This is a genomic window from Microvirga ossetica (assembly GCF_002741015.1).
Taxonomy (GTDB): domain Bacteria; phylum Pseudomonadota; class Alphaproteobacteria; order Rhizobiales; family Beijerinckiaceae; genus Microvirga; species Microvirga ossetica.
Genome location: NZ_CP016616.1, coordinates 2,392,090 through 2,416,660, shown reverse-complemented (window position 1 = coordinate 2,416,660; position 24,571 = coordinate 2,392,090). Strand labels below are relative to the sequence as shown.

Here is a 24,571-nt window from a genome sequence, read left to right as displayed (position 1 = left end):
CCATGAGAAAACGTACGTTCCTGAAAGCTACGCTTTTTGCCGCCACGGCCCTCATTCCCTTCGCGACCCTGCCGGCACAGGCTGCCGACAAGGTCGTGCTGATGCTCAACTGGTACGTCTACGGCGAGCATGCGCCGTTCTTCTACGGCAAGGAGAAGGGCCTCTACGCGGCCGAGGGCATCGATCTCGAGATCCAGGAAGGGCGCGGCTCGGCCGTGACCGTGCAGGCGGTCGCCGCCAAGACGGTGGACTTCGCCTACGCCGACGTTCCCACCATGATCCGCGCTGCGGTGAAGGGCGCTCCCGTCACGTCTCCGGGCGTGCTGCTGCAGAAGAACCCCATGTCGGCGATGGGCTTCTCCGAGAAGAACATCCGCAAGGCCGAGGATCTGCGCGGCAAGATCGTTGCGACGACGCCGGGCGATTCCATGTCGCAGATCTGGCCGCTGTTTCTTAAAAAGGCCGGGCTGAAGGAAAGCGAGATGCGCATCGTCTCCGGCGACGCGCAGACGAAGCTCAACGCGGTCATCAACGGCCAGGCCGACGTGCTGCTCGGCTACGTCATGGACCAGAGCATGAAGATCAAGGACGCGACGGGCAAGAACGTCACGCCGGTCATGTTCGCGGATTACGGCGTCAACCTCGTCTCCTCCGGCATCATCGCGCACAAGGACACGCTGAAGGAGAAGGCCGATCTCGTCCGCCGCTTCATGAACGCCACCACCAAGGCGATCGAGGGCGCGGAGAAGGCGCCCGCCGAGGCGACGCAGGCCGTGCTGAAGGCGCTGCCGAAGGCCGGCAAGCCCGACACGCTGCAGGAGGGCTTCGAGCTGACGATTCCGCTCTACCGCACGGAAGAGACCAAGGGGCAGCGCCCGTTCAACGTCTCCGACGCCAACATGGCCGAGACGGTCAACCTGCTCATCGAATACGGCGGCCTCGACCCGGCGGCGAAGAACGATCCGAAGCAGTTCTACAGCCGCGAGTTCCTGCCCAAGGCGACGCAGTGAGCAGGCAGGCGCAGGCCATGGCACATCTTCGTGTCATCCCGAAAAGCGAGGCGTCCGCGCCTCGCTCCATGATCGAGATCCGCAATCTCGCGAAGACCTACCGCACGCGCAGCGGCGACGTGCCGTCCCTGCGGCCGATCAATCTCGACATCACGGAAGGCGAGTTCGTCGCCGTGGTCGGCCCGTCGGGATGCGGCAAGTCGACATTGCTCAAACTGGTCGCCGGCCTCATTCCGCCGAGCGAAGGCGAGGTGCAGATCGGCGGCGTCGCGGTGAGGGAACCGCCGGACGATGTGGGCATCGTGTTCCAGAGCCCGGTGCTGCTGCCCTGGCGCTCGGTTCTGCGCAACGTGATGATGCCGGTCGAGGTGCGCAAGCTCGACCGGGAGAGCCATCTCGCCCGTGCCCGCAAGCTGCTCGCCATGGCGGGGCTCGAGGACTTCCAGAACAAATATCCCTGGCAGCTCTCCGGCGGCATGCAGCAGCGCACCGCCATCTGCCGGGCGCTGGTGCACGATCCGAAGATCGTTCTCATGGACGAGCCGTTCGGCGCGCTCGATGCCATGACGCGCGAGCGCATGAATCTCGAGCTCCAGCGCATCCACCACGAGACCGGCAAGACGATCCTGCTGATCACCCATTCCATTCCCGAAGCGGTGTTCCTGGCGGACCGCGTGGTCGTCATGTCGGAGCGGCCGGGTACGATCGCCGCGATCTACGACGTGACGCTGCCGCGGCCGCGCAACCTTGAGGTCATGGGACATCCGACCTTCGTCGATCTCACGCAACGGATCCGCGGCCATTTCTATGCCCGCGGCCATCTGGACTAAAAGACCATGTCAGGCGCCCGGATTCGCATCGTTCAGATAAAGACCTTCGAGCGGCCGATGCGCTTCGCGCGTCCGTTCCGGTTCGGGCTCGTCACCGTCGACGAGGCGCCGCAGGCCTTCGTGCAGGTTGTGGTCGGGGTGGAGGGCATCGGCGTCGCGACCGGCGTCACCGCCGAGATGATGATGCCGAAATGGTTCGACAAGAACCCCGCCAAGACGCCCCATGACACCATCGCCGATCTCAAGGCCAGTCTCAATGAGGCGGCGCGCATCTATGCCGAGGCGGATGGTTGGGACACGGCCTTCGGCCACCACGCACGCGGCTTCGCGGCGCAGAAGATGTGGGCCGCCGATCGGGGCCTGCCCGGCCTCGTCGCATCCTACGGGCCGGCGCTGATCGACAAGGCGGTTGCCGACGGCGTGCTCAAGGCGCTGAAGCTCTCCTTCCCCGAAGGATTGCGGCGCAATGTCTTCGGCATCGATGCGCGGCAGACGCCGGATCTCGACGAGGAGCGCATCCGAACCTTCCTGGCGGATATCCGTCCGGTCGGCGAGGTCCGGCTCCGGCATACGATCGGGATGCTGGATGCTCTCGAGGGTGAGGGCAGTCTCGCGGAGGAGATCGCTCACGCGCGGCTGCTTCTGTTCAAGATCAAGATCGGCGGCGACGTGGACGCGGACATCGCGCGCCTGCAGGCGATCCACGCGCTTCTGTCGCTGCAGGTGCCGGATTACCGCGCGACGCTGGACGCCAACGAGCAATACGACCCTGAGCGTCTGCGTTTACTGTTGCAGGCGATGCAAAGCGGCGGGCTGCAAGCCTTCCGCGAGCGCCTGCTCTATATCGAGCAGCCCTTCGACCGGGCCGGGACCTTCGCGGCGCCCCTGGGCGATCTCGCCGCCGAGATCCCGTTCATCATCGACGAGGCGGATGGCGATTACGATGCCTTTCCGCGCGCGGTCGAGCTCGGTTATCGCGGCGTGTCCTCGAAGGCCTGCAAGGGCTTCTACAAGTCGATCCTGAACGGCGTGCGCGCCGCTGCCTTCAACGAGCGCCAGCCGGGCCGGTTCTTCGTCTCCGCCGAGGATCTCACCTGCCAGGCGGGGCTCGGGATCGAGCAGGACACCGCGCTCGTCGCCACGCTCGGGCTCACCCATGCCGAGCGCAACGGGCATCATTACGTCGATGGCTTCGGCCCCGCACCGGATGCGGAAGCGGTGCGCTTCGCCGCTGCGCATCCCGATCTCTACCGGAAGCAGGGCGGCCGCATCGGCCTTGCTTTCGAACGCGGTTCTCTGCCGACCGCTTCCCTGTTGTCTGCCCCAGGTTTCGCCGGCGCTGCCGAGCCTGACTGGAGCAGTCTCGTTCCTCTCTCGCAACATTATCGATAGGAGATTTCATCATGGCTCAACGCAGGTTAGGCATTGTGATGCATGGCATCACCGGCCGCATGGGAATGAACCAGCACCTCATCCGCTCCGTGGCTGCCATCCGCGCCGAGGGCGGCGTGACCCTGTCCGACGGGTCGAAGGTCCAGCTCGATCCGATCCTCGTCGGACGCAATGCGGACAAGATCCAGGAGCTTGCGAAGACCTATGGCATCGAGCGCTGGACGACCGATCTCGATGCCGCCATCGCCGATCCGAAGGATGAGATCTTCTTCGATGCGGCGACGACGCAGATGCGTCCGACCCTGCTCGACCAGGCGATCAATGCCGGCAAGCACATCTATTGCGAGAAGCCGATCTCCACGAACCTGCCGGAGGCGCTGCGGATCGTCCGTCTCGCCCGCGAGAAGGGCGTGAAGAACGGCACCGTGCAGGACAAGCTCTTCCTGCCCGGCCTGCAGAAGCTGAAGATGCTGCGCGATTCCGGCTTCTTCGGCCGCATGCTCTCGGTTCGCGGCGAGTTCGGCTATTGGGTGTTCGAGGGCGATTGGGGCCAGCCGGCGCAGCGTCCGTCCTGGAACTACCGTTCCGAGGACGGCGGCGGCATGATCCTCGATATGGTCTGCCACTGGCGCTACGTGCTCGACAACCTTTTCGGCGAGGTGCGCTCGGTCTCCTGCATCGGCTCGACGCATATTCCCGAGCGCGTCGACGAGAAGGGCAAGCCCTATCCGGCGACCGCCGACGATTCGGCTTACGCCACCTTCATGCTCGATGGCGGCGTGATCGCCCACATCAACATGTCCTGGTGCACCCGTGTCTACCGTGACGATCTCGTCACCTTCCAAGTGGACGGAACGCACGGTTCGGCCGTCGCCGGCCTCACCGATTGCGTGATCCAGCCGCGCCAGGCGACGCCGCGCCCGGTCTGGAATCCCGATCAGAAGCAGACCATCGACTTCTACGACACCTGGCAGCCGGTGCCCGACAATACGGTCTACGACAACGGCTTCAAGACGCAGTGGGAGATGTTCGTCCGTCACGTCGTCGAGGATGCGCCCTACCGCTACACCCTCGTCGAAGGCGCGAAGGGCGTTCAGCTCGTGGAATGCGCTCTCGAGAGCTGGCGCGAGCGCCGCTGGGTCGACGTGCCGCCGCTGAATGTAGGCGCCTCGAAGGAGAAGCAGCATGAACCGGCCTGAGACCGTCAGCGCCCTGTCGATCCGCCTGCCGCAGGCGGATCGCAGCGTGGAGACCTATAAGCTCTCCGCCCCAAAGTCCTTCCCCGACAAGGTGAGCGGGCCGATGAACCGCATCGCGTTCTCGGCCGCCCACGTGGTGGCCGATCCGCTCGCCGATGCGGACCCGTGGCTGCAGGCCGCCATCGACTGGGACAAGACCATCGCCTATCGCGAGCGCCTGTGGGATCTCGGCCTCGGCGTCGCGGAAGCCATGGACACGGCGCAGCGCGGCATGGGCCTCGACTGGCCGACCTCGCTCGAGCTGATCCGCCGCTCGGTCGGCGCCGCCAAGGCGCGGGGCGATGCCCTCGTGTTTTCCGGTGCCGGCACGGATCATCTCGCACCCGAAGCTGCGCGCAGCGTCGACGACGTCATCCGCGCCTATGAGGAGCAATTCGCCGCCATCGAGGCGGTGGGCGGACGCATCATCCTCATGGCGTCGCGGGCGCTTGCCCGCGTCGCCAAGTCCGCCGACGATTACGTCCAGGTCTACGACCGCATCCTCAGCCAGGCGAAGGAGCCGGTGATCATCCACTGGCTCGGCGACATGTTCGATCCGGCGCTCGCCGGCTATTGGGGCACGAGCGATCTCGATGCCGCGATGGATACATGCGTGTCGATCATCAACAGCCATGCGGAGAAGGTCGACGGCGTCAAGATCTCCCTTCTCGACAAGGACAAGGAAATCGCCATGCGCCGCCGCCTCGACAAGCGCGTGCGCATGTATACGGGCGACGACTTCAACTATGCCGAGCTGATCGCGGGAGACGACCAGGGCTATTCGCACGCGCTGCTCGGCATCTTCGATGCCATCGCGCCTGCGGCCTCGTCGGCTCTCGTGAGTCTTGCGGCGGGCAAGATCGACACGTTCCACGAGGTGCTCGCCCCGACCGTGCCGTTGTCGCGACACATCTTCCGGGCGCCGACGCGGTTCTACAAGACGGGCGTGGTGTTCATGGCCTATCTCAACGGCCATCAGGACCACTTCACCATGGTCGGCGGACAGGAGAGCGCCCGCTCGACCCTGCATCTCGCCGAGCTCTTCCGCCTGGCGGACAAGGCCGGTCTCCTGCGGGATCCGGACCTTGCGGTGGAGCGCATGCGCTTCGTCCTCGCCACGCATGGGGTGGAGGCGTAAGAGATGCGTAACTTCACACGCGATCACCGCGCCCTGTCGATCAACACCGCGACGGTGAGAAAGCAGGGCGACCTCGTCGCCATCGCTGAGGCCTGCGCCCGAGCCGAGATCAAGGCGATCTCGCCCTGGCGCGACCAGGTGGCGACTGTGGGCCTCAACCGCGCCGTGGCGGCGGTGAAGGATGCAGGGCTCGAACTCTCCGGCTATTGCCGCGGCGGCATGTTCCCGGCCGATGCGGCAAGGCTGCAGGAAGCCACCGACGACAACCGCCGCGCGGTGGACGAGGCCGTCGCCCTCGGCGCACCCTGCCTCGTGCTCGTGGTCGGCGGCCTGCCGCAATATTCCCGGCCAGGCTCTGAAGCTTCGAAGGACATCGACGCGGCGCGCGCCCTGGTCGAGGACGGGATCGCGACACTGCTCGACTATTCCCGCAAGGCCGGTCTCCCGCTCGCCATCGAGCCGCTGCATCCGATGTATGCGGCGGATCGTGCCTGCGTGAACACCATGAGCCAAGCTCTCGACATCTGCGACCGGGTCGATCCCGAGCGTACGGGCATGCTCGGCCTTGCGGTCGACGTCTACCATGTGTGGTGGGATCCGGACCTGAAGGAACAGATCCGCCGCACGGGCAAGGACAGGCTTCTTGCCTATCACGTCTGCGACTGGCTCGTGCCGACGACCGATCTGCTGCTCGATCGCGGCATGATGGGCGATGGCGTCATCGACCTGCGCGGCATCCGCGAGGCCGTCGAGGCGGTCGGATATGCCGGCTACTCGGAGGTGGAGATCTTCTCCGAGAACAACTGGTGGAAAAAGCCGATGGAGGAGGTGCTCGCCACCTGCATCGAGCGGCATCGCGCGGTCGTCTAAAAACCGCGCGCTTGCGATCTTTGACATCGTGTCTTGAAACATTGGCTCCCGCCCACGGGCGGGGGCCACAACCCGTCAGGCTGCGCGTGTCGGTTTCAACAGGAACGGAGCGCCCGCAGCTTCTGCGATCTCCCGCACTTTCAGCATCAACGTTTCCGGGATCGGAATGCCGTTGGCGAGCCGCTCCTCGCGGGAGATCCATTCCGGATCGCCGGGCACCAGAACCGGCTCGTCGTCCCGGACCGACCTCGTGGCATGCAGGGTGTCGATCGCGACATCCAGATCGGACCAGAAGTCATCCAGCGGCCTGAAGGCTGCGGGATTCAGCGCCATGAAGAAATGGCCGATATTGTCGGGATCGGACGGCTTTTGCGTCAGGTTCCGGATCGGCGAGAAGGAACCGCCGGAGAGGGTGCCGGACAGGATCTGGGCGATCAGGCCCAATCCGTATCCCTTGTGCCCGCCCATCTCGGTGCCGGCGCCGCCGATGGGTGTCAGCCCGCCCTCCCGGCTCTCGAAAATCTGTCTGAAGGCCTGGCCGGAATCGGTGACGTTCCGGCCCTCTCTATCCATCACCCATCCGGCCGGAAGATCCTTGTCCTGGAGCGCGTAAACCTTGACCTTGTTCGCGGCGGCGACACTGGTGGAGATGTCGAGGCAAACCGGACGATGACGGCCCGCGGGTGCGGCTATCGCAATCGGATTGGTTCCGAGAACGCGCTCGACCCCGTTGGTGGGCACCACGGAGATCACGCGGGTCGTCGAGGAGACGACACCGATCAGCCCGCGCTCCGCTGCCATTGTGGCGTAATAGCCCGCTGCGCCGAAATGATGCGAGTTGAAAACCGACACCACGCCGACATCGTGGGCGAGCGCCTTGTCGATGGCGAGGTTCATGCCCATCAGCGCCGCGGGATGTCCCAGTCCGGCGCCGCCGTCGATCAGGGCCGTGCTCGCGCTCTGCCGCACGATCCTCGGCTCCGCCCGAATCCGCAACTGCCCGGCGTCCTGCATCTGCGCATATTGCGTCAGCATGGAGATGCCGTGGGAATCGATGCCGCGCAGGTCGGTCTCGACCATCACCTCCGCCGTCCGGCGCAGGGTTTCTTCGCTCATGCCCCAGGCGCGCAGGATCGCTTCGATCTGGGCGCGAATCACCTCGGCCGAGACAGTCTCGCTCGCGATCATGGATTGCTCTCTTGCATATTCGATGCGACCGCTCCGGCACGCGGAGCAGGTGAGGAGGTGGCAGTCAAGCCACCTCCCGTCTTTCGTCAGGCTGCGATGGCCTGCGCCGGGTCGAGCAGCTTCGAGACGCTGACCATCTGACCCGTCTTCGAACTCTGAAGTGCGGCGATGCCGCACAGCACCGACATGGCGCCCGCGCGAGAACCGGCGCGCTGGTTCAGGGGATCCGGGGTGCCCGGCTTGAACAGCATGTCCTGCAGCTTCGGATCGCCGCCGAAATGGCCGCCCGGCTCGTGCGGGACCTGGATGGTCTCAACGCCGCCGAAATTCCGCACGAGCTGGATCTCGTCGTATTCCGGCGTTTCCCAGGGCTGGCGCTCGTATTGCCGCATCTGGATGCGGCCCTTGGTGCCGTCGAAGGCGATGAAATGCCCTTCGATGGGCATATAGGTGTTCACCGAATAGGTGACCTGCACGCCCTTGCGATAGCGGATCATGGCCGACATCGTGTCGGGAATGTTGATCTCCTCGCGGAACACGCAGGCATCGCGGACATAGCCGTCCTCGCGGGACGGATCCTCGTAGAGGGCCTCGAGCCACGGGTCCTTGCTGACGTCCATGTAGTAGTCGCAATAGCTGGCATGCTCGCAGGTCTTGCAGCGCTCGCCCCGGAAGGGGCCGGCCTTGCCGTATTTGCGCAGGCTGGCGAAGGCGAAGACCTGCTCCGGATCGTCGTCCAGGTACCAGTTCATCAGATCGAAATGGTGGGTGCTCTTGTGCACGAAGAGGCTGCCGGAATTCTCCTCCACCGCGTGCCAGCGGCGGAAGTAGTCGGCCCCGTGCTTGTTGTCGAGAAACCAGTGGAAATCGATGGAGGTGACGTCGCCGATCACGCCCGAGTTCAGCAGCTCCTTGATCTTCCGGACGGTCGGAGCGTAGCGGTAATTAAAGGTCACATCGACGCGGCGCCCGGTGCGCTTCTCGGCGTCGAGGATGCGCCGCACCTTCTCGGCCGTGGTGGTCATCGGCTTCTCGGTGATGACGTCGACGCCCGATTCGAGGGCGCGCACGATCATCTCGTCGTGATTCGAGTCACGGGTGCAGACGATGACCTGATCCGGCTTGACCGCCGCGATCATCTCCTGGGCGTCGGTGTAGATGGGGGCATCTATTCCCAGAAAGCCCCGCGCCCGCTCGGCACGAAGGCGGTTCGTGTCGCAGAGGGCGACGATGTCGACATAGTCACTGTAGTCCTTGACGACGTTGATCCCCCACATGCCCGTGCCGCGGTGGCCGGTCCCGATGAGGGCGATCCGTTTCCTGCTTGAGAGGTCCATTCTCCTGAGGTCTCCTGCTGCTTCGCTCGGATGGTGGTGAGAGCGTTAAATTTGTCAGACAAATTAGAGCTTTCAGCCGTTGGCAAACCACGGGTCGGGCTCGTTTCGTCTGCGTTTTATCTCTTGAAAGGCTTCGGTCGGGAAGCTTAGACCGCCGAATTACATCATACAACTGGTTGACATACAACCATTCTAAATTCTAGCTTCATGTCGGACGGCGACAAAAGAAACGCGCCCCGTGACGGCTGAGGCGAGGATGGAAGACCGGCCTGAGCAGGCGCCACAAGAGGGCTGTCGTCGAGGGCCATAAATTCGCGCTGCCGGTGAGGCAGCCTCATAAGAGGGAGACACGCCACATGACACATGACTTCAACCGCAGGACCTTATTAAAAGCGGCTCTTGGCTCCGCCGGACTTTCCGCTTTCGGCAGCCTGCCGGCCTTTGCCCAGGATTCCCGCATCCGCCTGTACTGGTGGGGATCCAAGGAGCGCTCCGACCGTACGCTGAAAGCGGTCTCGCTCTACCAGGACCGCAATACCGGCGTGAAAATCGATGGCGAAACCTTGGCCTGGGGTGATTATTGGCCGCGGCTCGCGACGCAGGCGGCCGGCCGCAATGCTCCCGACCTGATCCAGATGGATTATCGCTACGTTGCGGAATATGCCCGCCGCGGCGCTCTGCTGCCGCTCGACGAGTTCGTCGGCAAGTCCCTCGACATCAGCGATTTCGACAAGGCGTCGCTCGACAGCTGCAAGGTCGACGGCAAGCTCTACGGCATCAATCTCGGCAACAACTCGAACGCCATGATCTACAACAAGGCCGCGTTCCAGAAGGCGGGCGTGGCCGAGCCGGTCGACGTGAACTGGGACAAGTTCTTCGAGCTCGCCGCCGCCGTCACGAAGGCGCATAACGGCGAGTATTACGGCACGTCCGACGGCAGTGGAGAGGAGTCGCCTTACGAGAACTGGCTGCGCCAGCGCGGCAAGGCGCTGTTCACCGAGGACGGTAAGCTCGGCCTCGACGAGAAGGACGCCACCGACTGGTTCGCCATGTGGGCCAAGGCGCGTGAAACGAAGGCCTGCCCGCCGGCCGATCTGCAGGCGCTCGACAAGAACAACATCGAGACCAACCTGCTGACGCAAGGGCGCGCCGCCTGCGCCTTCAACCATTCGAACCAGTATGTCGGCTACCAGGTGCTCAACAAGAACCCGCTCGGCATCACCATGTACCCGCAGGGCGCAGGCCCGAGCCCGGGTCACTATCTCAAGCCGTCGATGATGTGGAGCATCTATGCCCGCACCAAGGTGGCCGATCCGGTGGTGAAGTTCGCGAACTTCACCGTGAAGGATGTCGAGGGTGCAAAGCTCCTCGGCGTGGAGCGCGGCGTCCCGGCTTCGCCGAAGATCCGCGAGGCGGTCTCGGCCGAACTCGACGCCATGGGCAAGCTTGTGGTCGACTTCATCTCGCACGTCACGCCGAAGGTCGGGCCGATCCCGCCCGCTCCTCCGAAGGGCGCCGGAGAGATCCAGACCATGCTGCGCCGCATTTCGGAGCAGGTCGGCTTCGGCCGTCTGTCCGTGGCCGATGGCGGAAAGCAATACGTCAGCGAAGCCCAGGCCATCCTGAGCCGCGCCTGACGCAAAGCGCCGCTTTTTGACTCACCAGGCTGACCCAGCCGAACCGGGTCGGCCTGTCCGTCTATCATGACATTGCTGTGAGCCATTCTATATGACGACAACCGCTCAAATCCCATTGACGATCATCGAGCCGGAGAAGACGAGCAAGCGCTGGCGCGGCCTGTCCCGTGCGCTTGTCGCCTATTCCTTCCTCGTCCCCTGGCTCATCGGCTTCCTCGGGCTGACGCTCGGCCCGACGCTCGCATCCCTTTATCTGTCCTTCACCAATTTCGATCTGCTGCAGGATCCGCAGGTCATCGGCCTGGCGAATTACCAGCGCATCTTCACCAATGACGCGAAGTTCTGGCATTCCATGCAGGTGACGTTCATGTACGTCATCCTGGCCGTGCCGCTGAAGCTGGCCTTCGCCCTTGGATTGGCCATGGTGCTCAATCGCGGCATCGCCGGCCTGCCCCTCTACCGCGCCCTGTTCTATCTGCCCTCGCTGCTCGGCGCGAGCGTCGCCATCGCCGTGCTGTGGCGCCAGCTCTTCGCGAAGGACGGTCTCGTCAACGTGGTGCTCGGCTTCTTCGGCTTCGACGGGCCGAGCTGGATTTCGGACCCGAGCTACTCGCTCTATACGCTGGTCCTGCTCAGCGTCTGGCAGTTCGGCTCGCCGATGATCATCTTCCTCGCCGGCCTGCGGCAGATCCCTTCGGACGTGTACGAGGCTGCCAGCATCGACGGCGCCAACAAGATACAGCAGTTCATCAAGATCACGCTTCCGCTGCTCACGCCGGTGATCTTCTTCAACGGCATCGTGCAGACCATCGACGCCTTCAAGGCCTTTACGCCGGCCTTCATCATCAGCGAGGGAACCGGCGGGCCGATCGATTCGACGCTCTTCTACACCCTCTACCTCTATCAGGAAGGCTTCGCCTATTTCCGCATGGGGTATGCGTCGGCCCTGGCATGGATCCTTCTGATCATCATTGCCTGCTTTACCGCCTTCTCCTTCCTGACCTCTCGCTACTGGGTCCATTACAATGACTGACACCACAGCAGTTGCGACGACGCCGAACGTCAGCGGAGGCCGCTCTCTCCTGTATCACGTGATCCTCTGCGGCGTGTCGCTGCTCATGCTCTATCCGCTCCTGTGGATGCTCGCGAGCAGCTTCAAGCCTGACGACGAGATCTTCGGCAATGCCTCGCTCTGGCCGGAGACCTTCACCATCGATGCCTATATCCGCGGCTGGTCAGGCCTGACGGTCAGCTTCGGGACGTTCTTCTGGAACTCGCTGGTCATCTCGGTGCTCAGCGTGATCGGCAACGTGTTCTCCTGCTCACTGGCCGCCTATGCCTTCGCGCGGCTGAAATTCCCGCTCAAGAACCTCTGGTTCGCGCTCATGCTGGGCACGCTGATGCTGCCCTATCACGTGACGCTCATCCCGCAATACGTGCTGTTCCTGAACCTCGACTGGGTGAACACCTTCCTGCCGCTCGTCGTGCCGAAGTTCCTGGCCGCGGACGCGTTCTTCATCTTCCTGCTGTATCAGTTCTTCCGCGGCATCCCGCGCGAGCTCGACGAGGCGGCGATCATCGACGGGGCGGGACCCTGGCGCATCTTCTGGAGCGTCATGCTGCCGTTGTCGATGCCGGCGCTGGCCACGGCTGCGATCTTCACCTTCATCTGGACCTGGGACGATTTCTTTGGCCCCCTGATCTATCTGAACGATGCCAGCCAGTACACGGTCCAGCTCGGCCTGCGCACCTTCGTCGACTCGACCGGCAAGTCCGACTGGAGCGCTCTCTTCGCCATGTCCGTGGTCGCCCTGATCCCGGTTCTGTTGTTCTTCGTGGTCTTCCAGCGCCTTCTCATCGAAGGCATCGCGACCACCGGTCTGAAGGGTTAGGGCAGGACGCATGTCAGCATCCGGAGTTCGCTTCGCCGTCATCGGCATCAACCACAACCATATCTTCGGTCAGGTCGATGCCCTTCTCGGCGCCGGGGCCGAGTTCGTCTCCTTCTTCGCCGAAGAGGACGATCTCGCCGCTCCCTTCGCGGAACGCTACCCGCAGACGCGGCGCGTTCACGATGCCCGCCAGATCCTCGAGGACGACAGCATTGCCGTCGTCGTCAGCGCCGCGATCCCCAGGGACCGGGCGCGGATCGGCCTTGCCGCGATGCGGCACGGCAAGGACTACATGGTCGACAAGCCGGGCATGATCACGCTCGAGGAATTGGCCGAGGTCCAAAGGGTTCAGAAGGAGACCGGGCGCATCTACTCGATCTTCTACTCCGAGCATTTCAGCAGCCGCGTGACCGACAAGGCCGGAGAGCTCGTGCGCTCCGGCGCCATCGGCCAGGTGGTGAACACGCTTGGCCTGGGGCCGCACCGGCTCAACGCGCCGATCCGCCCGTCCTGGTTCTTCGAGCGCGAGGCCTATGGCGGCATCCTCACCGACATCGCCTCGCATCAGTGCGAGCAGTTCCTGTTCTTCACGGGGGCAAAGGACGCCGAGGTCACCTATGCGCTGGTGGCCAACCGCGCCAATCAGCAGACTCCGGGCTTGCAGGATTTCGGCGAGATGACGCTCAAGTCGGAGAACGCCACCGGTTATATCCGCGTCGACTGGTTCACGCCGGACGGGCTGCCGATCTGGGGTGACGGGCGCGTCATGCTCGTCGGCACCGAAGGTACGATCGAGATGCGCAAATACATCGACGTCGCCGGCCGTGAGGGCAAGGACCACCTGTTCCTCGTGGACAAGACCGGCATGCGTCATCTCGACTGCTCCAACGAGGAGCTGGCTTACGGTCGCAATTTCCTGAACGATGTGCGCGACAGGACCGAGACCGCCATGGGGCAGGAGCATTGCTTCAAGGCCATGGATCTCGTGCTGAAGGCGCAGGCCATGGGGGAAGCGACTCCCGCAGGGCAGGGCGCGCGCTGATGCTCGAATTCCGATTGCTCAAGGACGTTCGCTGCGGGGTCGGCGAAAGCCCCGTCTGGGACGACCGCCGCAAGGTCCTGTTCTTCATCGACATCAAGGCGCCCGCGATCCACTCCATCCGGCTCGACGGCTCGGAGCATCGCACCTGGCCCATGCCCAAGGTCGTGGGCTCCGTCGGGCTCGGGGAAAGCGGCCGGCTGGTCGTGGCGCTGGAACGCTCCATCGCCGTCTTCGACCCGGACAGCGGCGGCCTCGAGATTCTTGCCGAGATTCCCGGCGAGCCGGCAGCGAACCGTCTCAACGACGGCAAGGTGGGGCCGGACGGCGCCTTCTGGGTCGGCTCGATGGACGACCGGCCTCAGAAGGAGCTGCGCGGCTCGCTCTACCGGGTCGATGGACGCGGCGAGGTGACCCGAGTGCTGGAAAATGTCTGCTTCGTGTCCAACGGGCTGGCCTGGTCGGCCGACGGCCGCACCCTGTTCCATTCCGATTCCCGCGGACCCTGGATCGACCGCCACGATTTCGAGCCCTCATCGGGTAGCCTTCGCAACCGGGTGCGCATCGCGACCCTGGACGAGGCTACCGGCCGGCCGGATGGCGGCGCCTGCGATGCGGAGGGGTTTTATTGGAGCTGCGGCGTCTCCGCGGGCCGCCTGAACCGCATCACGCGGGATGGAACGATCGTGGAATCCCATCCCGTTCCCGTTCCGGCGCCCACCATGCAGTGCTTCTGCGGAGACGATCTGCGGACGCTGGTGATCACCTCTCTGAAGCCGGACAATCCGGACGTGCTGGCCGGCGCCCCGCAATCCGGCAGCCTGTTCATCGCGTCGTCCCCGGTGGCCGGCGCCCGGGTCGAGCGGTGGGCCGACGCCTGACGGCTGTCTCCTCAGCGGATTCCTCCGGCCACCCTCGCCAGGATGGCTGGGACCCCGCCATCCCTCCCATCCTGAACTCTGTTGTGGAGAGAGCAATGCCTCAGCTCCGTCAGCAGCCGAGGTCGGGATGCAAAATTTATCATATATCGTATAAATATCTCGACATTCAGTCTCGGTGACCGATCATGACCTTGAACCGACTTCTCATCACGGGTGCGGCTGGAACGCTCGGCCATATCCTGCGCGGCGCCTTTGCCGGACGATTTCAGCTGCTGAGATTGTCGGACCGCTCGCCGCTCGGCCCGACGGGACCGGAAGAGGAAGCGATCACCTGCGATCTGGTCGACGCAGCCTCCGTGCGGCGCCTATGCGAGGGGGTTGATGCCATCGTCCATCTCGGCGGCATCGCCAACGAAGCGGCGTGGCCTGAGCTGCTGCAATCCAACATCGCCGGCGTGATCAACCTCTACGAAGGTGCGAGGAAAGCCGGCGTGGAACGGATCATCTTCGCGAGCAGCAACCACGCCACCGGCATGTATCCGAACGACAAAACGCTCTCACATGAAACACCGCCCCGACCCGATTCGCGCTATGGGCTGACGAAGGCCTTCGGCGAGGACGTGGCGGCGCTCTATGCCTACAAGCACGGCATCCGCAGCTTCTGCCTCCGCATCGGCTCATGCCTGCCCAAACCCGACAACCGAAGGGCTCTGTCCACATGGCTGTCGCAGGCGGATTTCGTCCGCCTGGTCGAGGTGGGGCTGAGCGCCGATTACGTGCATGAGATCGCCTATGGCGTTTCCCGCAATACGCGGTCCTGGTGGGACAATTCCGCTGCCTATCACCTCGGCTACCAGCCGCAGGACGATGCGGAGATCTTCGCGTCCGAGGTCGAGGCGATCGAGCTCGGCACGGAGCTCGCGCGCGGGCATCAGGGTGGAAATTTCGTGGCGACGGAGTTTTCCAGTCGAGAGGCATGGCTGGCCTGAACGCGGCGCGATCTCGGTCGGTCGCCAACAAAAAGGGCCAGGGCGATGCATCGCCCTGGCCCCTGTCGTGTGAGACGGCTTAAGCCCGCGCGGCGTAGCGCAGGATGTCGGCGCCTTTGTTCGCGAGGCTCCAGTTCTTATAGCGCGGATGGTCGGGCCCGACCTCGAGCGTTTGCGGACGCTCGGTCTCGATGGATTGATAGAAGGCCGTGAGAAGCTCGAGCGAACGACGCGCATCGGTCAGCGTGATCGGCAGTTCGCCGCCCGAGAGAAGCGCCGCGTGATAGGGCGCGAACAACCCTTCGAAGCGGGTCGGCACGAAATTCCAGCCCTCGAAGGCCTGGTCGATCTGCGCCTGAACTTCGGGCGAGGCGGGAATGATCTTCCACGGATCGTCGCCCGGCGCATAGGGCTTCTGGCAGCTCTCGAAGGTCACGTTCTCGAAGCAGAAACGAAGGCGGCTGATCTCGTCCTGCGAGCCGAGGGTCGCAGCGGTCGAGGCGAGCGCGCCGTTCTGCAGCTCCAGGCTGCCGACGACGCAATCCTCGACCTCGATGTTGTTTACGCGTGTGGCCGCGCGGGCAAACACGGACTTCACCGGGCCCATGATGAAGGTGAGCAGGTCGTGCAGGTGGATCGCATGGGTGACGAGAACGCCGCCGAGCTCGGTGTCCCAGCGCCCGCGCCAGGGATTGTCGTAATATTTCGCGGTGCGCTTCCAGAACACCTCGACGGAGGCGAGATAGGGCTTTCCGGCGATGCCCTGGTCGATGATGTGCTTGGCCTTCATGATGCCGTTGCCGTAGCGGTACTGGAAGATCGGCAGCACCCGGCCGCTGGATTGCTTCTCGGCCTCGATCACCTTGTCCACGTCGGCCACGGAGCCCACGAGCGGCTTCTCGCAGACCACGTTCTTGTTGGCGGCAAGCGCCGCAAGGATCTGCTCGAGATGGACGGCGGGAGGCGTGCAGACATCGACGATGTCCACCTCCTCCATGCGCAGGATCTCGCCGAAATCCTTGGTCCGGCGCTCGATGCCGAATTCGTCGCCGATGCTCGCCAGCCGCTCGTCGCTGAGGTCGCAGATGGCGACGACGCGGAACTTGTCCGGATGGGCGGCATAGGAAACGATGTGAGTGCGGCCGATTCCGCAGCCGACGACCGCAACATTCTTGATCATGAGCGCTTTTCTCCCCTTCGCTCCGGGCGCAAGTTGTCCGGAGCCAGCGTCGTAAAATCCGGTTCCTGTGCGTGATAATGCAACGGCGACTCATTGTGGCCGGGCGTCAGGAACCGTAATGTTGGCGATGCAACGGCACTCCGGCTTGCATGTCAAGATTTGTCGTGCAACATGATATGTGCTTAACTTGATCGCGCCATGAGAATGCCTACGATAGCGTGGCTGTATCAGGGATTCTGGCAAGCACCCGCAGAGGGCTGAAGAACAGAACGTTTTTGGAGGAAGATTTCGTGGCCTCAGTTGAGATCCGCAACATTCGAAAGAACTTCGGAACCGTCCCGGTCATTCACGGTGTCTCCATCGAGATCCAGGACGGCGAGTTCGTGATCCTGGTCGGGCCGTCCGGCTGCGGCAAATCCACCCTCCTGCGCATGATCGCGGGACTGGAAAGCGTGTCCGGCGGCGAGCTTCGCATCGGCCCGAAGGTCGTGAACGACGTTCCGCCCAAGGAGCGCGACATCGCGATGGTGTTCCAGAACTATGCGCTCTACCCGCATATGACGGTCGCCGACAACATGGCCTTCTCGCTCAAGCTGAAGCGGGCGCCCAAGACCGAGATCAAGTCCCGCGTCGACCGCGCCGCCGAGATCCTCGGCCTGGGCAAGCTTCTCGACCGCTATCCGCGCCAGCTCTCGGGCGGCCAGCGCCAGCGCGTCGCCATGGGACGCGCCATCGTGCGCGATCCGCAGGTCTTCCTCTTCGACGAGCCGCTCTCCAACCTCGATGCCAAGCTGCGGGTCGCCATGCGCACGGAGATCAAGGCCCTGCACCAGCGGCTGAAGACCACCACCATCTACGTCACCCACGACCAGATCGAGGCCATGACCATGGCCGACAAGATCGTGGTGATGCACGATGGCGTGGTCGAGCAGGTCGGCGCGCCGCTCGAACTCTACGACCGGCCGGCCAACCTCTTCGTCGCCGGCTTCATCGGATCGCCGGCCATGAACTTCCTCAAGGGGCATCTGCAGGGCGGGCGCTTCGTGACCGATACCGGGCTGACCCTGCCGGTCGCCAATCCGCCTGCCGCCTCGGACGGGCAGCCGATCATCTACGGCATCCGGCCGGAGCATTTCATCCTCGACGACGTCGACGGCGTTCCGGCCGAGGTCGCCGTGGTCGAGCCGACCGGGTCGGAGACGCAGGTCTTCGCCAAGTTCGGTGGCACGGATATCGTCGGCGTGTTCCGCGAGCGCGTCGATGCTCAGCCGGGCCATCACATCCGTATCACGCCCGACCCGAAGCTGGTGCACCTGTTCGACGAGCAGACCGGCAAGCGCCTCTGATTGCCGACAATCGTAACGGCGGCCCGCGCAAGCGGGCCGCTTTTTCGTTTCTGCTACACCCCGCAGCACGGTCATCTCTAGGCCGAAGCGCTGGCCGGCAAAGGCGCGTCATTGTATGCCGCTGAGCGAAAGAGCCTTGGGTAACGGGAGGCGGTCATGGACGTTCTGGTAATCGGGGCCGGCGTCGTCGGATTGGCGATTGCGCGGGCGCTGGCTCTTCGCGGGCATAGCGTGATCCTCGCCGAGGCCACCGGCGGCATCGGCAACGGCATCTCCTCGCGCAACAGCGAAGTGATCCATGCTGGCATGTATTATCCCTCCGGCTCCCTGAGAGCCCGTCACTGCGTCGCCGGGCGGCGCATGCTCTACGCCTTCTGTGCGAGTCACGGCGTGCCTCACGCCAAATGCGTCAAGCTCATCGTCGCGACCAACGATCTTGAGCAGGCCAAGATCGAGGGCATTTTTGAGCAGGGACTGGCGAACGGCGTCGAAGGCCTCTCTTTCCTGACGGGCGAAGAGGCGCGACGTCTCGAGCCCAACCTTGCCTGCACCGGCGCCGTGCTGTCGCAGGAAACCGGTATCGTCGACAGCCACGCGCTCATGCTGGCGCTCCAGGGCGGTCTGGAGAACGCTGGCGGCGTCATCGCCTTCAATGCACCGGTCCTGAACATCGCTCGGAGTGATTCCGGCTGGCACGTGCAGGTTGGTGGAGCGGAGCCGACCGAGCTCGTCGTCGACGCCATCGTCAATGCGGCGGGCCTTGGGGCCCAGGCGCTTGCTCGCGCGACGGAGGGCTATCCGACGGAGCGCGTGCCGCCGCTGGTGCTGGCCAAGGGCAATTACTTCGGCTGCCTCGGCAAGCCTGCCTTCTCGCGCCTGATCTATCCCGCTCCCGTCGACGGCGGCCTGGGCACCCATGTGACGCTGGACCTTGCCGGCCGCATGCGGTTCGGGCCCGATGTGGAATGGATCGAGCGCGAGGAATACGAAGTCGATCCGCGCCGGGCCGAGAGTTTCTATGCCTCGATCCGCCGCTACTGGCCCGGTCTCCCCGACGGCGCGCTCGTGCCCGATTACTCCGGCATTCGCCCGAAGCTCTCAGGGCCGGGCGAGAAGGCGGCCGATTTCATCATCGACGGCCCGGCGGAGCATGGACTGCCCGGCCTCGTCCACCTCTTCGGCATCGAGAGCCCCGGGCTGACATCCAGCCTCTCGATCGCGGAGGATGTGGCGGAGAGGCTGAGCGCCTAAAGACAAGTGTCATCCCGGGACTGCGCAGCAGAGCCCGGGATCGGTTGACGAGAATGGCGCGTCGTTGGCTGACGATCCCGGATCGCCTTTTAGGCGTCCGGGATGACGCGTTTGTTATCCCCTGAAGAACAGCAGTGTCAGCAGCAGGAAGGTCGGGATCAGGATGGCGCCCGACCAGAGCAGATAGCCGAAGAAACTCGGCATCTTCACGCCGCCCTCGCGGGCAATCGCATAGACCATGAAGTTGGGTGCATTGCCGATATAGGAGTTCGCGCCCATGAACACGGCGCCGGCCGAGATCGCCGCGAGCGTCAGCGCGCCGGTCGTCATCAGCTGCTGCGCATCGCCGCCGGCGAGCTCGAAGAACACGAGATAGGTCGGCGCATTGTCGAGGAATGACGAGAGGCCGCCCGAGAGCCAGAAATAGGCGGCGTTGTTGGCGCTGCCGTCCGGGTTGGTCACGAGCGCGACGAGCGGCGCGAAGGCGCCGTTCGCTCCGGCCTTGAGCATGGCGAGCACCGGGATGATCGCGATGAAGATGCCGGCGAAGAGTTTTGCCACTTCCTTGATCGGGCCCCAGGAGAAACCGTTCTCCGCGCGGTTCGCCTGCGGCGTCAGCGTCAGGGAGGCGATCGTCACCGCGATCATGATGAGATCGCGCAACGCATTGGCGAGCTCGATCTCGATGCCGAGCAAGGTTGCACGGCCGAGATCGATTGTGGCGCTCATGAGGATGGCGGCGATGATGACGAGGATCAGGACGAGGTTGATGCCGCCGGTGATGCGCACCGGATTGTCCGGAGTCGGATCGGGCCGGACGTGTCCTTCCTTTTTGTAAATCACCAGGTCGACCGCGAAGAAGAGCGCAAGCAGAAGCACGCTCGCGAAAAGCGTCGCGGGCAGCAGGTGCGTGGTGGTCCAGAAGAAATCCACGCCGCGCAGGAAGCCGAGGAAGAGCGGCGGATCGCCGAGCGGCGTGAGCGAGCCGCCGATATTCGACACCAGGAAGATGAAGAAGACGATCACGTGAACGTTGTGCCGCCGATCGTCGTTGGCGCGCATGACCGGACGGATCATCACCATGGACGCGCCCGTGGTGCCGATGAAGCTGGCGAGCACGGTGCCGATCGCGAGCAGGATCGTGTTGGTGCCCGGCGCGCCGTGGATGTTGCCGCGCACGAGAATGCCGCCGGCGACCGTGAACAAGGCGAGCAGCAGGAGGATGAAGGGGATGTATTCGAGGAGCGCCGTATGGGCGAGAGCATGGATCGCCGTCGACGGCCCGAAGGCGAGCGCCATGGGAACGAGGACCAGCAAGCCCCACAGGGCGGCTATCTTGCCCTGATGGTGTTCCCAGGCATGCGGCGCCAGAAGCGGGAAGAGGGCGATCGACAGCAGGATGCCGGCGAAGGGCAATGCCCAGGCGATGCCGAGGCTCGCCCCGTCGAACTCCGCCGCGAAAGCTGCTTGAGGTAGGAGTGTCAAGGCGGCGGCGAGCGCCAGGTTCGGGAGGCGAAGCATGTCGTGCGGATCCCCAGGCCGGCTCGACCGGCTCGTTCCTCGATGATTGAGGAACGCTTTTATGGGAATGGGCTTAACGCCGCAACGGCTCGGCTGTTAACCGGCTATTCACCATAAGTCAAAGATAGTAAAACATCGTTACAGTGATATGTTGGCCAAGGGGTCGCCATAACCGATGTGCCGCTTTCTCGCCTACAAGGGCTCGCCGATCTTCCTCGACGAGCTTGTCTGCGCCCCGGCTCATTCGCTGGTCCACCAGTCCCTCCACGCCGTCGAGGCCAAGACCGGGACGAACGGGGACGGCTTCGGTATCGGGTGGTACGGCGAGCGCCCGGAGCCGGGCATCTACCGTGAGGTGAGGCCCGCCTGGTCCGACGAGAACCTGCGCAGCCTGTGCGAGCAGGTGCGCTCGGGGCTCTTCTTCGCCCATGTGCGCGCCTCCACCGGCACCTCGACCACCCGGGCCAACTGCCATCCCTTCGCCCATGGGCCTTATCTCTTCATGCATAACGGCCAGATCGGCGGCTACGGGCGCATCAAGCGCCGGCTCGAAGCCCTGATCCCGGACGAGCTCTACGACCGCCGCCTCGGGACCACGGATTCGGAAGCGATCTTCCTCTTGGGCCTCGCCAACGGATTGCCCGAGGAGCCCGTCACCGCGATGGCAAAGACCCTGAAGCAGGTGCGCGGCCTGATGGATGAGGCCGGCATCGACGACGCCTTACGCTTCACGGCGGTCTTCACCGACGGCAAGAACCTGTGGGCTTATCGCTGGGCCTGCGATGCCAAGCCGCCCACGCTGTATTTCCGCGAGGACAACGGCAATCTTCTCGTGGTCTCCGAGCCGATCGACGACAAGACCAAGGGCTGGCGCGAGGTGCCGAAGGGCTGCAGCCTCGTCGCGAAAAACGGCAGCATCTCGGTGGAATGCCTGAACGAGGCCATGGGACGCCTGGCAGCCTGACGGCTCCCGTCAGGCGTTCAAAGGGCCGGCCGGTTGCGACATCAGGGAGAGGAGCGCCCCTTTCAGCGCCTCCATCTGATGCTCGGTCTCCGTTCGCGCCGAACCCGCGTCCACATGCAGAAGCCCTTTCAACCGCGCGATCTCGGCAGATTGCCGCTCGTTTTCCGCCAGCAGGATCGAGACCTTGTCCTCGGCGATGCGAAGCCGCGCCTGGGCTTCGTTCCGCTCCTGCTCGCGCAACTGCGCGCGGTCGCGCCAGAGACGGATCGCAACACCCTCGGTTTCTTCAGTCATGGCCGGCTCCTAATCCGGCCGTAGGATCCACGGCCAGAATGGAGGAAATGAGGCACGGTCCGTGCTCGGTTGCATGGCTTTCTGATTTCATCCCTAGAGCATTTTTCGGCGAAGTGGATCCGGTTCACCGTCAAAAATGCGGCAAGCCAAAGAAGAGAGGTGATTCCACGCAAGTGGAAACAGCTCTAGGCTGTCGAATGGCTTCGATGCGCGGTGTCGCCGAGACACGTTAGGGCGCGACGGCCGTCGCCGGCATCGTGATCTCGCCCTCGGCAGACAGCTCGATCTGCTCGTGCCGTCGGTGAGCCCTGTCGAGCCAGTCGGTGAGCACGGATTGGTCCAGGAAGAAGCGGGCGAGGCGGCCTTCCCGGTGCGCGGTGAGAAAAGCAGACAGGGCCGCATGCTCGACCTGGCCGTCCTCGTCTGTCTGCAGGCCTCCGATGCGATTTGCGGTATGCTCTTCGGCCAGAAGAAAGTGGGCAGGCGCAAAATCCGGATGCTCCGCGAGCAGGGCATTGAGCCGCGCTCTGCGCTCCGCTCCGTCGAATTGCAGGGCATAGACGAGAGCGGTTGCGCGGGTCGGTGCATCCTCGTTCAGTTCCGCATAGACCTGTTGCGCAATGAAGCGGCCCTCATGGGCCCGCACGAGGGCGGCGTAGCGCAGATGAGGGTCGATGAAGTCGAGGCCCATTCGTGCGAGCGTGTAATACGCGCGGTGCGCTGCGATGGCCTCGCCCTTGGCCTCGAAGAGCAGGGCATTGTGGTAGAGGCCCGGCGCGGATCCCGGATCGTCGATCTGCCCGCCTTTCTGCGCGAGCCGCGAAAAGGCCTCCACGGGGTTGGCCGTGAGCTGCAGCGCCTGGGCGGTCTTGTCGGCCGGGGGCAGGGCGCTCGCATCAACTGACCGCTCCGGCTGAGAGGGGCGCGACAGCTGCCGATCCGAGACGAAGCTTCCGACGCCGAGCAGAATGGACAGACAGATGCCCGCAAGGGACAGTGCACGCATGGCGAAGGACAGTCTCGGCTTGCGCAGCGGATTCCCGCCCGTCGGGCATCGCGGGCCCGCGATCGTGAAGGCATGCACCGGAAACGGGATGTTCTTGACGTGCCGTTCGCCAATATCGACGAAAGCGGCCGAGACCTGCGCCGAGACCGCCTCATAGACCGCGCGCGAGATGCAGATGCCCCCCGGCGAGGCCAGCGTTTCAAGCCGTGCCGCGAGATTGACCGCCATTCCGAGAAGATCGTCCTTGCGCTCGACCACCTCGCCGACCGAGATGCCGATGCGGAACTGCAGCCACTTGCCGGAGGACTGTGCACCGATCTGGGCTCGAGCGAAATCCTGGATCTCGATAGCGGCCCGTGCGGCATCGAGTGCGGTCTCGAACGCGCACATGATCGAGTCGCCGGCAGTATTGAAGATCCGCCCACCGTGGCGCACGACGAAGCCGTCGAGGACGTAGCGGCACTCCGCCAACTGCCGCAGCGTTCCCTCCTCATCCTCGGCGATCAGCCGGGAGAAGCCGACGACGTCCGCGGCAAGGATGGCAGCCATCCTGCGTTTCATGGCGCGGTCCCGCCGGACGTGCGGGCGTCGGAGAAAAGCGGCGGTGGCACCTCGTGTTCCGGCAAGAAGAGGCCCCTTTTACGTCACGATACATCATAACGAGTTCCCGAAGGGAGAAAAGGGGCTCGGCTTGGTTTTCGGATCCGATAATCCGTTTGAGGTATGGCGCGTTACTGATCCAACTCAGGGTAGTGCCGGAAGATGCCGTCTTCATTGAAGGGAATACGTCGCGGAGAGGCGAGATAGGCCCTGATACGGGGCCGTTCCATTACGGAATCGTGCAGGGCTGCGATCTTGGGCAGCTTCTTCAGGGCCCGGCCGGTCGCCTTGGGAAAAGCATAGGAGAGCCCCTCGACGACCTGGAACAGGGACAGGTCGGCATAGGTCGGCCTGCCGCCGACGAGATGGGCTGGGCCTTCCGGATTGCGGGCCAGGATCGTCTCGAACCAGGTCAGGAATTTCGGGATCCGGCTCTCGCGGAACTCTTCGGCGCGCCGACGGGCTTCTTCCTTCTGGTCCTCGTAATAGAGCCCGACGCCGACCGGATGATGGCTGTCATGGGCCTCGGCTACGAAATCGCTGATGGTAAGCTGGATCTGGTGCGTCCACAGGCCTCCTTCCGGATCCTTGGGGGCGAGGCCGTGCCAGGCCCCGAGATAGAGCAGGATCGCCGCCGTCTGGGCGACGATCGTGTCGCCATCCTTGAGAAAAGGCGGGGCGAAGGGCGGCTTCTCGGCGCTGTCCATCAGGCGCGTCATCGCCCCCATCCCCTTCGGCCGCCGCGCCACGTCCACATACTCGGCTCCGGCCTCTTCCAGCGCCAGACGCACGAACTCGCCTCGTCCCTGGATCGTCGGCCAGTAGTAGAACTCGTAGGGCATGAGGTGCTCCGGATGGTCGACGGTGAACGACGATCAAGCAGGCATTATGTAGAACGTCCGGTTGCTTCTTCATCCCCGGACTTGTTCCGGAAATCCACGTTCCCGAATTCAGGCTTCGCGAAGACG

The 24,571-nt window shown here is 64.1% G+C and carries 22 protein-coding genes; 15 read left to right on the top strand and 7 right to left on the bottom strand.

Annotated elements, in window-relative coordinates; all coding sequences use genetic code 11:
• Positions 1-2: 2 nt before the first annotated feature.
• Genes BB934_RS11330 through BB934_RS11305 form a run of 6 tightly spaced genes read left to right on the top strand, consistent with a single transcriptional unit; the run spans position 3 to position 6,478 of the window.
• Positions 3-1,010, top strand: a complete 1,008-nt coding sequence (locus BB934_RS11330) for an ABC transporter substrate-binding protein (protein WP_099509727.1) — start codon at positions 3-5, stop codon at positions 1,008-1,010.
• Positions 1,011-1,027: 17 nt separating this feature from the next.
• A complete protein-coding gene (locus BB934_RS11325) occupies positions 1,028-1,840 on the top strand; it encodes an ABC transporter ATP-binding protein (RefSeq protein ID WP_099509726.1) in 813 nt (270 codons plus the stop codon).
• Between the two features lie 6 nt (positions 1,841-1,846).
• Positions 1,847-3,232, top strand: a complete 1,386-nt coding sequence (locus BB934_RS11320; protein ID WP_099509725.1) for an enolase-like domain-containing protein — start codon at positions 1,847-1,849, stop codon at positions 3,230-3,232.
• Between the two features lie 11 nt (positions 3,233-3,243).
• Complete coding sequence (locus BB934_RS11315) at positions 3,244-4,431, top strand: Gfo/Idh/MocA family protein (protein WP_099509724.1); 1,188 nt, start codon at positions 3,244-3,246, stop codon at positions 4,429-4,431.
• Complete coding sequence (locus BB934_RS11310; protein ID WP_099509723.1) at positions 4,418-5,608, top strand: dihydrodipicolinate synthase family protein; 1,191 nt, start codon at positions 4,418-4,420, stop codon at positions 5,606-5,608. The genes BB934_RS11315 and BB934_RS11310 overlap by 14 nt, the downstream gene beginning before the upstream one ends.
• Before the next feature lie 3 nt (positions 5,609-5,611).
• Positions 5,612-6,478, top strand: a complete 867-nt coding sequence (locus BB934_RS11305) for a sugar phosphate isomerase/epimerase family protein (RefSeq protein WP_099509722.1) — start codon at positions 5,612-5,614, stop codon at positions 6,476-6,478.
• Between the two features lie 75 nt (positions 6,479-6,553).
• Here the strand turns inward: BB934_RS11305 and BB934_RS11300 are convergent, their stop codons facing one another.
• Both BB934_RS11300 and BB934_RS11295 read right to left on the bottom strand, forming a co-directional pair.
• On the bottom strand, positions 6,554-7,666 hold the full coding sequence (locus BB934_RS11300) for an Ldh family oxidoreductase (RefSeq protein ID WP_099509721.1): 1,113 nt from the start codon (positions 7,664-7,666) through the stop codon (positions 6,554-6,556).
• An 86-nt stretch (positions 7,667-7,752) separates the two neighbouring features.
• Positions 7,753-9,003, bottom strand: coding sequence for a Gfo/Idh/MocA family protein (locus BB934_RS11295; RefSeq protein WP_099509720.1), 1,251 nt, complete (start codon positions 9,001-9,003; stop codon positions 7,753-7,755).
• 356 nt (positions 9,004-9,359) lie between these two features.
• On the opposite strand from BB934_RS11295, the gene BB934_RS11290 reads away from it, so the two are divergent.
• The 6 genes from BB934_RS11290 (at position 9,360) to BB934_RS11265 (ending at position 15,441) form a co-directional block, all read left to right on the top strand.
• A complete protein-coding gene (locus BB934_RS11290) occupies positions 9,360-10,640 on the top strand; it encodes an ABC transporter substrate-binding protein (RefSeq protein WP_099509719.1) in 1,281 nt (426 codons plus the stop codon).
• Between the two features lie 91 nt (positions 10,641-10,731).
• On the top strand, positions 10,732-11,673 hold the full coding sequence (locus tag BB934_RS11285; RefSeq protein ID WP_162299156.1) for a carbohydrate ABC transporter permease: 942 nt from the start codon (positions 10,732-10,734) through the stop codon (positions 11,671-11,673).
• The gene (locus tag BB934_RS11280; RefSeq protein WP_099509718.1) at positions 11,666-12,532 is read left to right on the top strand and encodes a carbohydrate ABC transporter permease; all 867 of its coding nucleotides are present in this window, start codon (positions 11,666-11,668) and stop codon (positions 12,530-12,532) included. The genes BB934_RS11285 and BB934_RS11280 overlap by 8 nt, the downstream gene beginning before the upstream one ends.
• 10 nt (positions 12,533-12,542) lie before the next feature.
• Positions 12,543-13,574 carry a Gfo/Idh/MocA family protein gene (locus tag BB934_RS11275; RefSeq protein WP_099509717.1) on the top strand — a complete coding sequence of 344 codons (1,032 nt, stop codon included), beginning with the start codon at positions 12,543-12,545 and terminating at the stop codon, positions 13,572-13,574.
• Positions 13,574-14,452, top strand: coding sequence for an SMP-30/gluconolactonase/LRE family protein (locus BB934_RS11270; protein WP_099509716.1), 879 nt, complete (start codon positions 13,574-13,576; stop codon positions 14,450-14,452). The genes BB934_RS11275 and BB934_RS11270 overlap by 1 nt, the downstream gene beginning before the upstream one ends.
• Before the next feature lie 185 nt (positions 14,453-14,637).
• Positions 14,638-15,441 carry an NAD-dependent epimerase/dehydratase family protein gene (locus tag BB934_RS11265; protein ID WP_099509715.1) on the top strand — a complete coding sequence of 268 codons (804 nt, stop codon included), beginning with the start codon at positions 14,638-14,640 and terminating at the stop codon, positions 15,439-15,441.
• 79 nt (positions 15,442-15,520) lie between these two features.
• Here BB934_RS11265 and BB934_RS11260 read toward each other — a convergent pair whose 3' ends face one another.
• Positions 15,521-16,621: a Gfo/Idh/MocA family protein gene (locus BB934_RS11260; protein ID WP_099509714.1), complete on the bottom strand. Its 1,101-nt coding sequence runs from the start codon at positions 16,619-16,621 to the stop codon at positions 15,521-15,523.
• A 290-nt stretch (positions 16,622-16,911) separates the two neighbouring features.
• Here BB934_RS11260 and BB934_RS11255 point away from each other — a divergent pair, with 290 nt between their 5' ends.
• Together BB934_RS11255 and BB934_RS11250 are read left to right on the top strand one after the other, a co-directional pair.
• Positions 16,912-17,967, top strand: a complete 1,056-nt coding sequence (locus tag BB934_RS11255; protein ID WP_099512750.1) for an ABC transporter ATP-binding protein — start codon at positions 16,912-16,914, stop codon at positions 17,965-17,967.
• 156 nt (positions 17,968-18,123) lie between these two features.
• Positions 18,124-19,218 carry an NAD(P)/FAD-dependent oxidoreductase gene (locus tag BB934_RS11250; protein WP_099509713.1) on the top strand — a complete coding sequence of 365 codons (1,095 nt, stop codon included), beginning with the start codon at positions 18,124-18,126 and terminating at the stop codon, positions 19,216-19,218.
• A gap of 114 nt (positions 19,219-19,332) precedes the next feature.
• Here BB934_RS11250 and BB934_RS11245 read toward each other — a convergent pair whose 3' ends face one another.
• Positions 19,333-20,739 (bottom strand): sodium:proton antiporter, encoded by a 1,407-nt coding sequence (locus BB934_RS11245; protein WP_099509712.1) that lies wholly within the window; start codon positions 20,737-20,739, stop codon positions 19,333-19,335.
• A 175-nt stretch (positions 20,740-20,914) separates the two neighbouring features.
• Here BB934_RS11245 and BB934_RS11240 point away from each other — a divergent pair, with 175 nt between their 5' ends.
• Positions 20,915-21,703: a class II glutamine amidotransferase gene (locus tag BB934_RS11240; protein ID WP_099509711.1), complete on the top strand. Its 789-nt coding sequence runs from the start codon at positions 20,915-20,917 to the stop codon at positions 21,701-21,703.
• A 9-nt stretch (positions 21,704-21,712) separates the two neighbouring features.
• Here BB934_RS11240 and BB934_RS11235 read toward each other — a convergent pair whose 3' ends face one another.
• The 3 genes from BB934_RS11235 to BB934_RS11225 all read right to left on the bottom strand — a co-directional run bounded on the left by BB934_RS11235 (position 21,713) and on the right by BB934_RS11225 (position 24,445).
• Positions 21,713-21,997 (bottom strand): hypothetical protein, encoded by a 285-nt coding sequence (locus tag BB934_RS11235; protein ID WP_099509710.1) that lies wholly within the window; start codon positions 21,995-21,997, stop codon positions 21,713-21,715.
• A 229-nt stretch (positions 21,998-22,226) separates the two neighbouring features.
• On the bottom strand, positions 22,227-23,564 hold the full coding sequence (locus BB934_RS11230; RefSeq protein ID WP_099509709.1) for an adenylate/guanylate cyclase domain-containing protein: 1,338 nt from the start codon (positions 23,562-23,564) through the stop codon (positions 22,227-22,229).
• Positions 23,565-23,734: 170 nt separating this feature from the next.
• Positions 23,735-24,445: a glutathione S-transferase gene (locus tag BB934_RS11225; RefSeq protein WP_099509708.1), complete on the bottom strand. Its 711-nt coding sequence runs from the start codon at positions 24,443-24,445 to the stop codon at positions 23,735-23,737.
• Between the last annotated feature and the right edge of the window lie 126 nt (positions 24,446-24,571).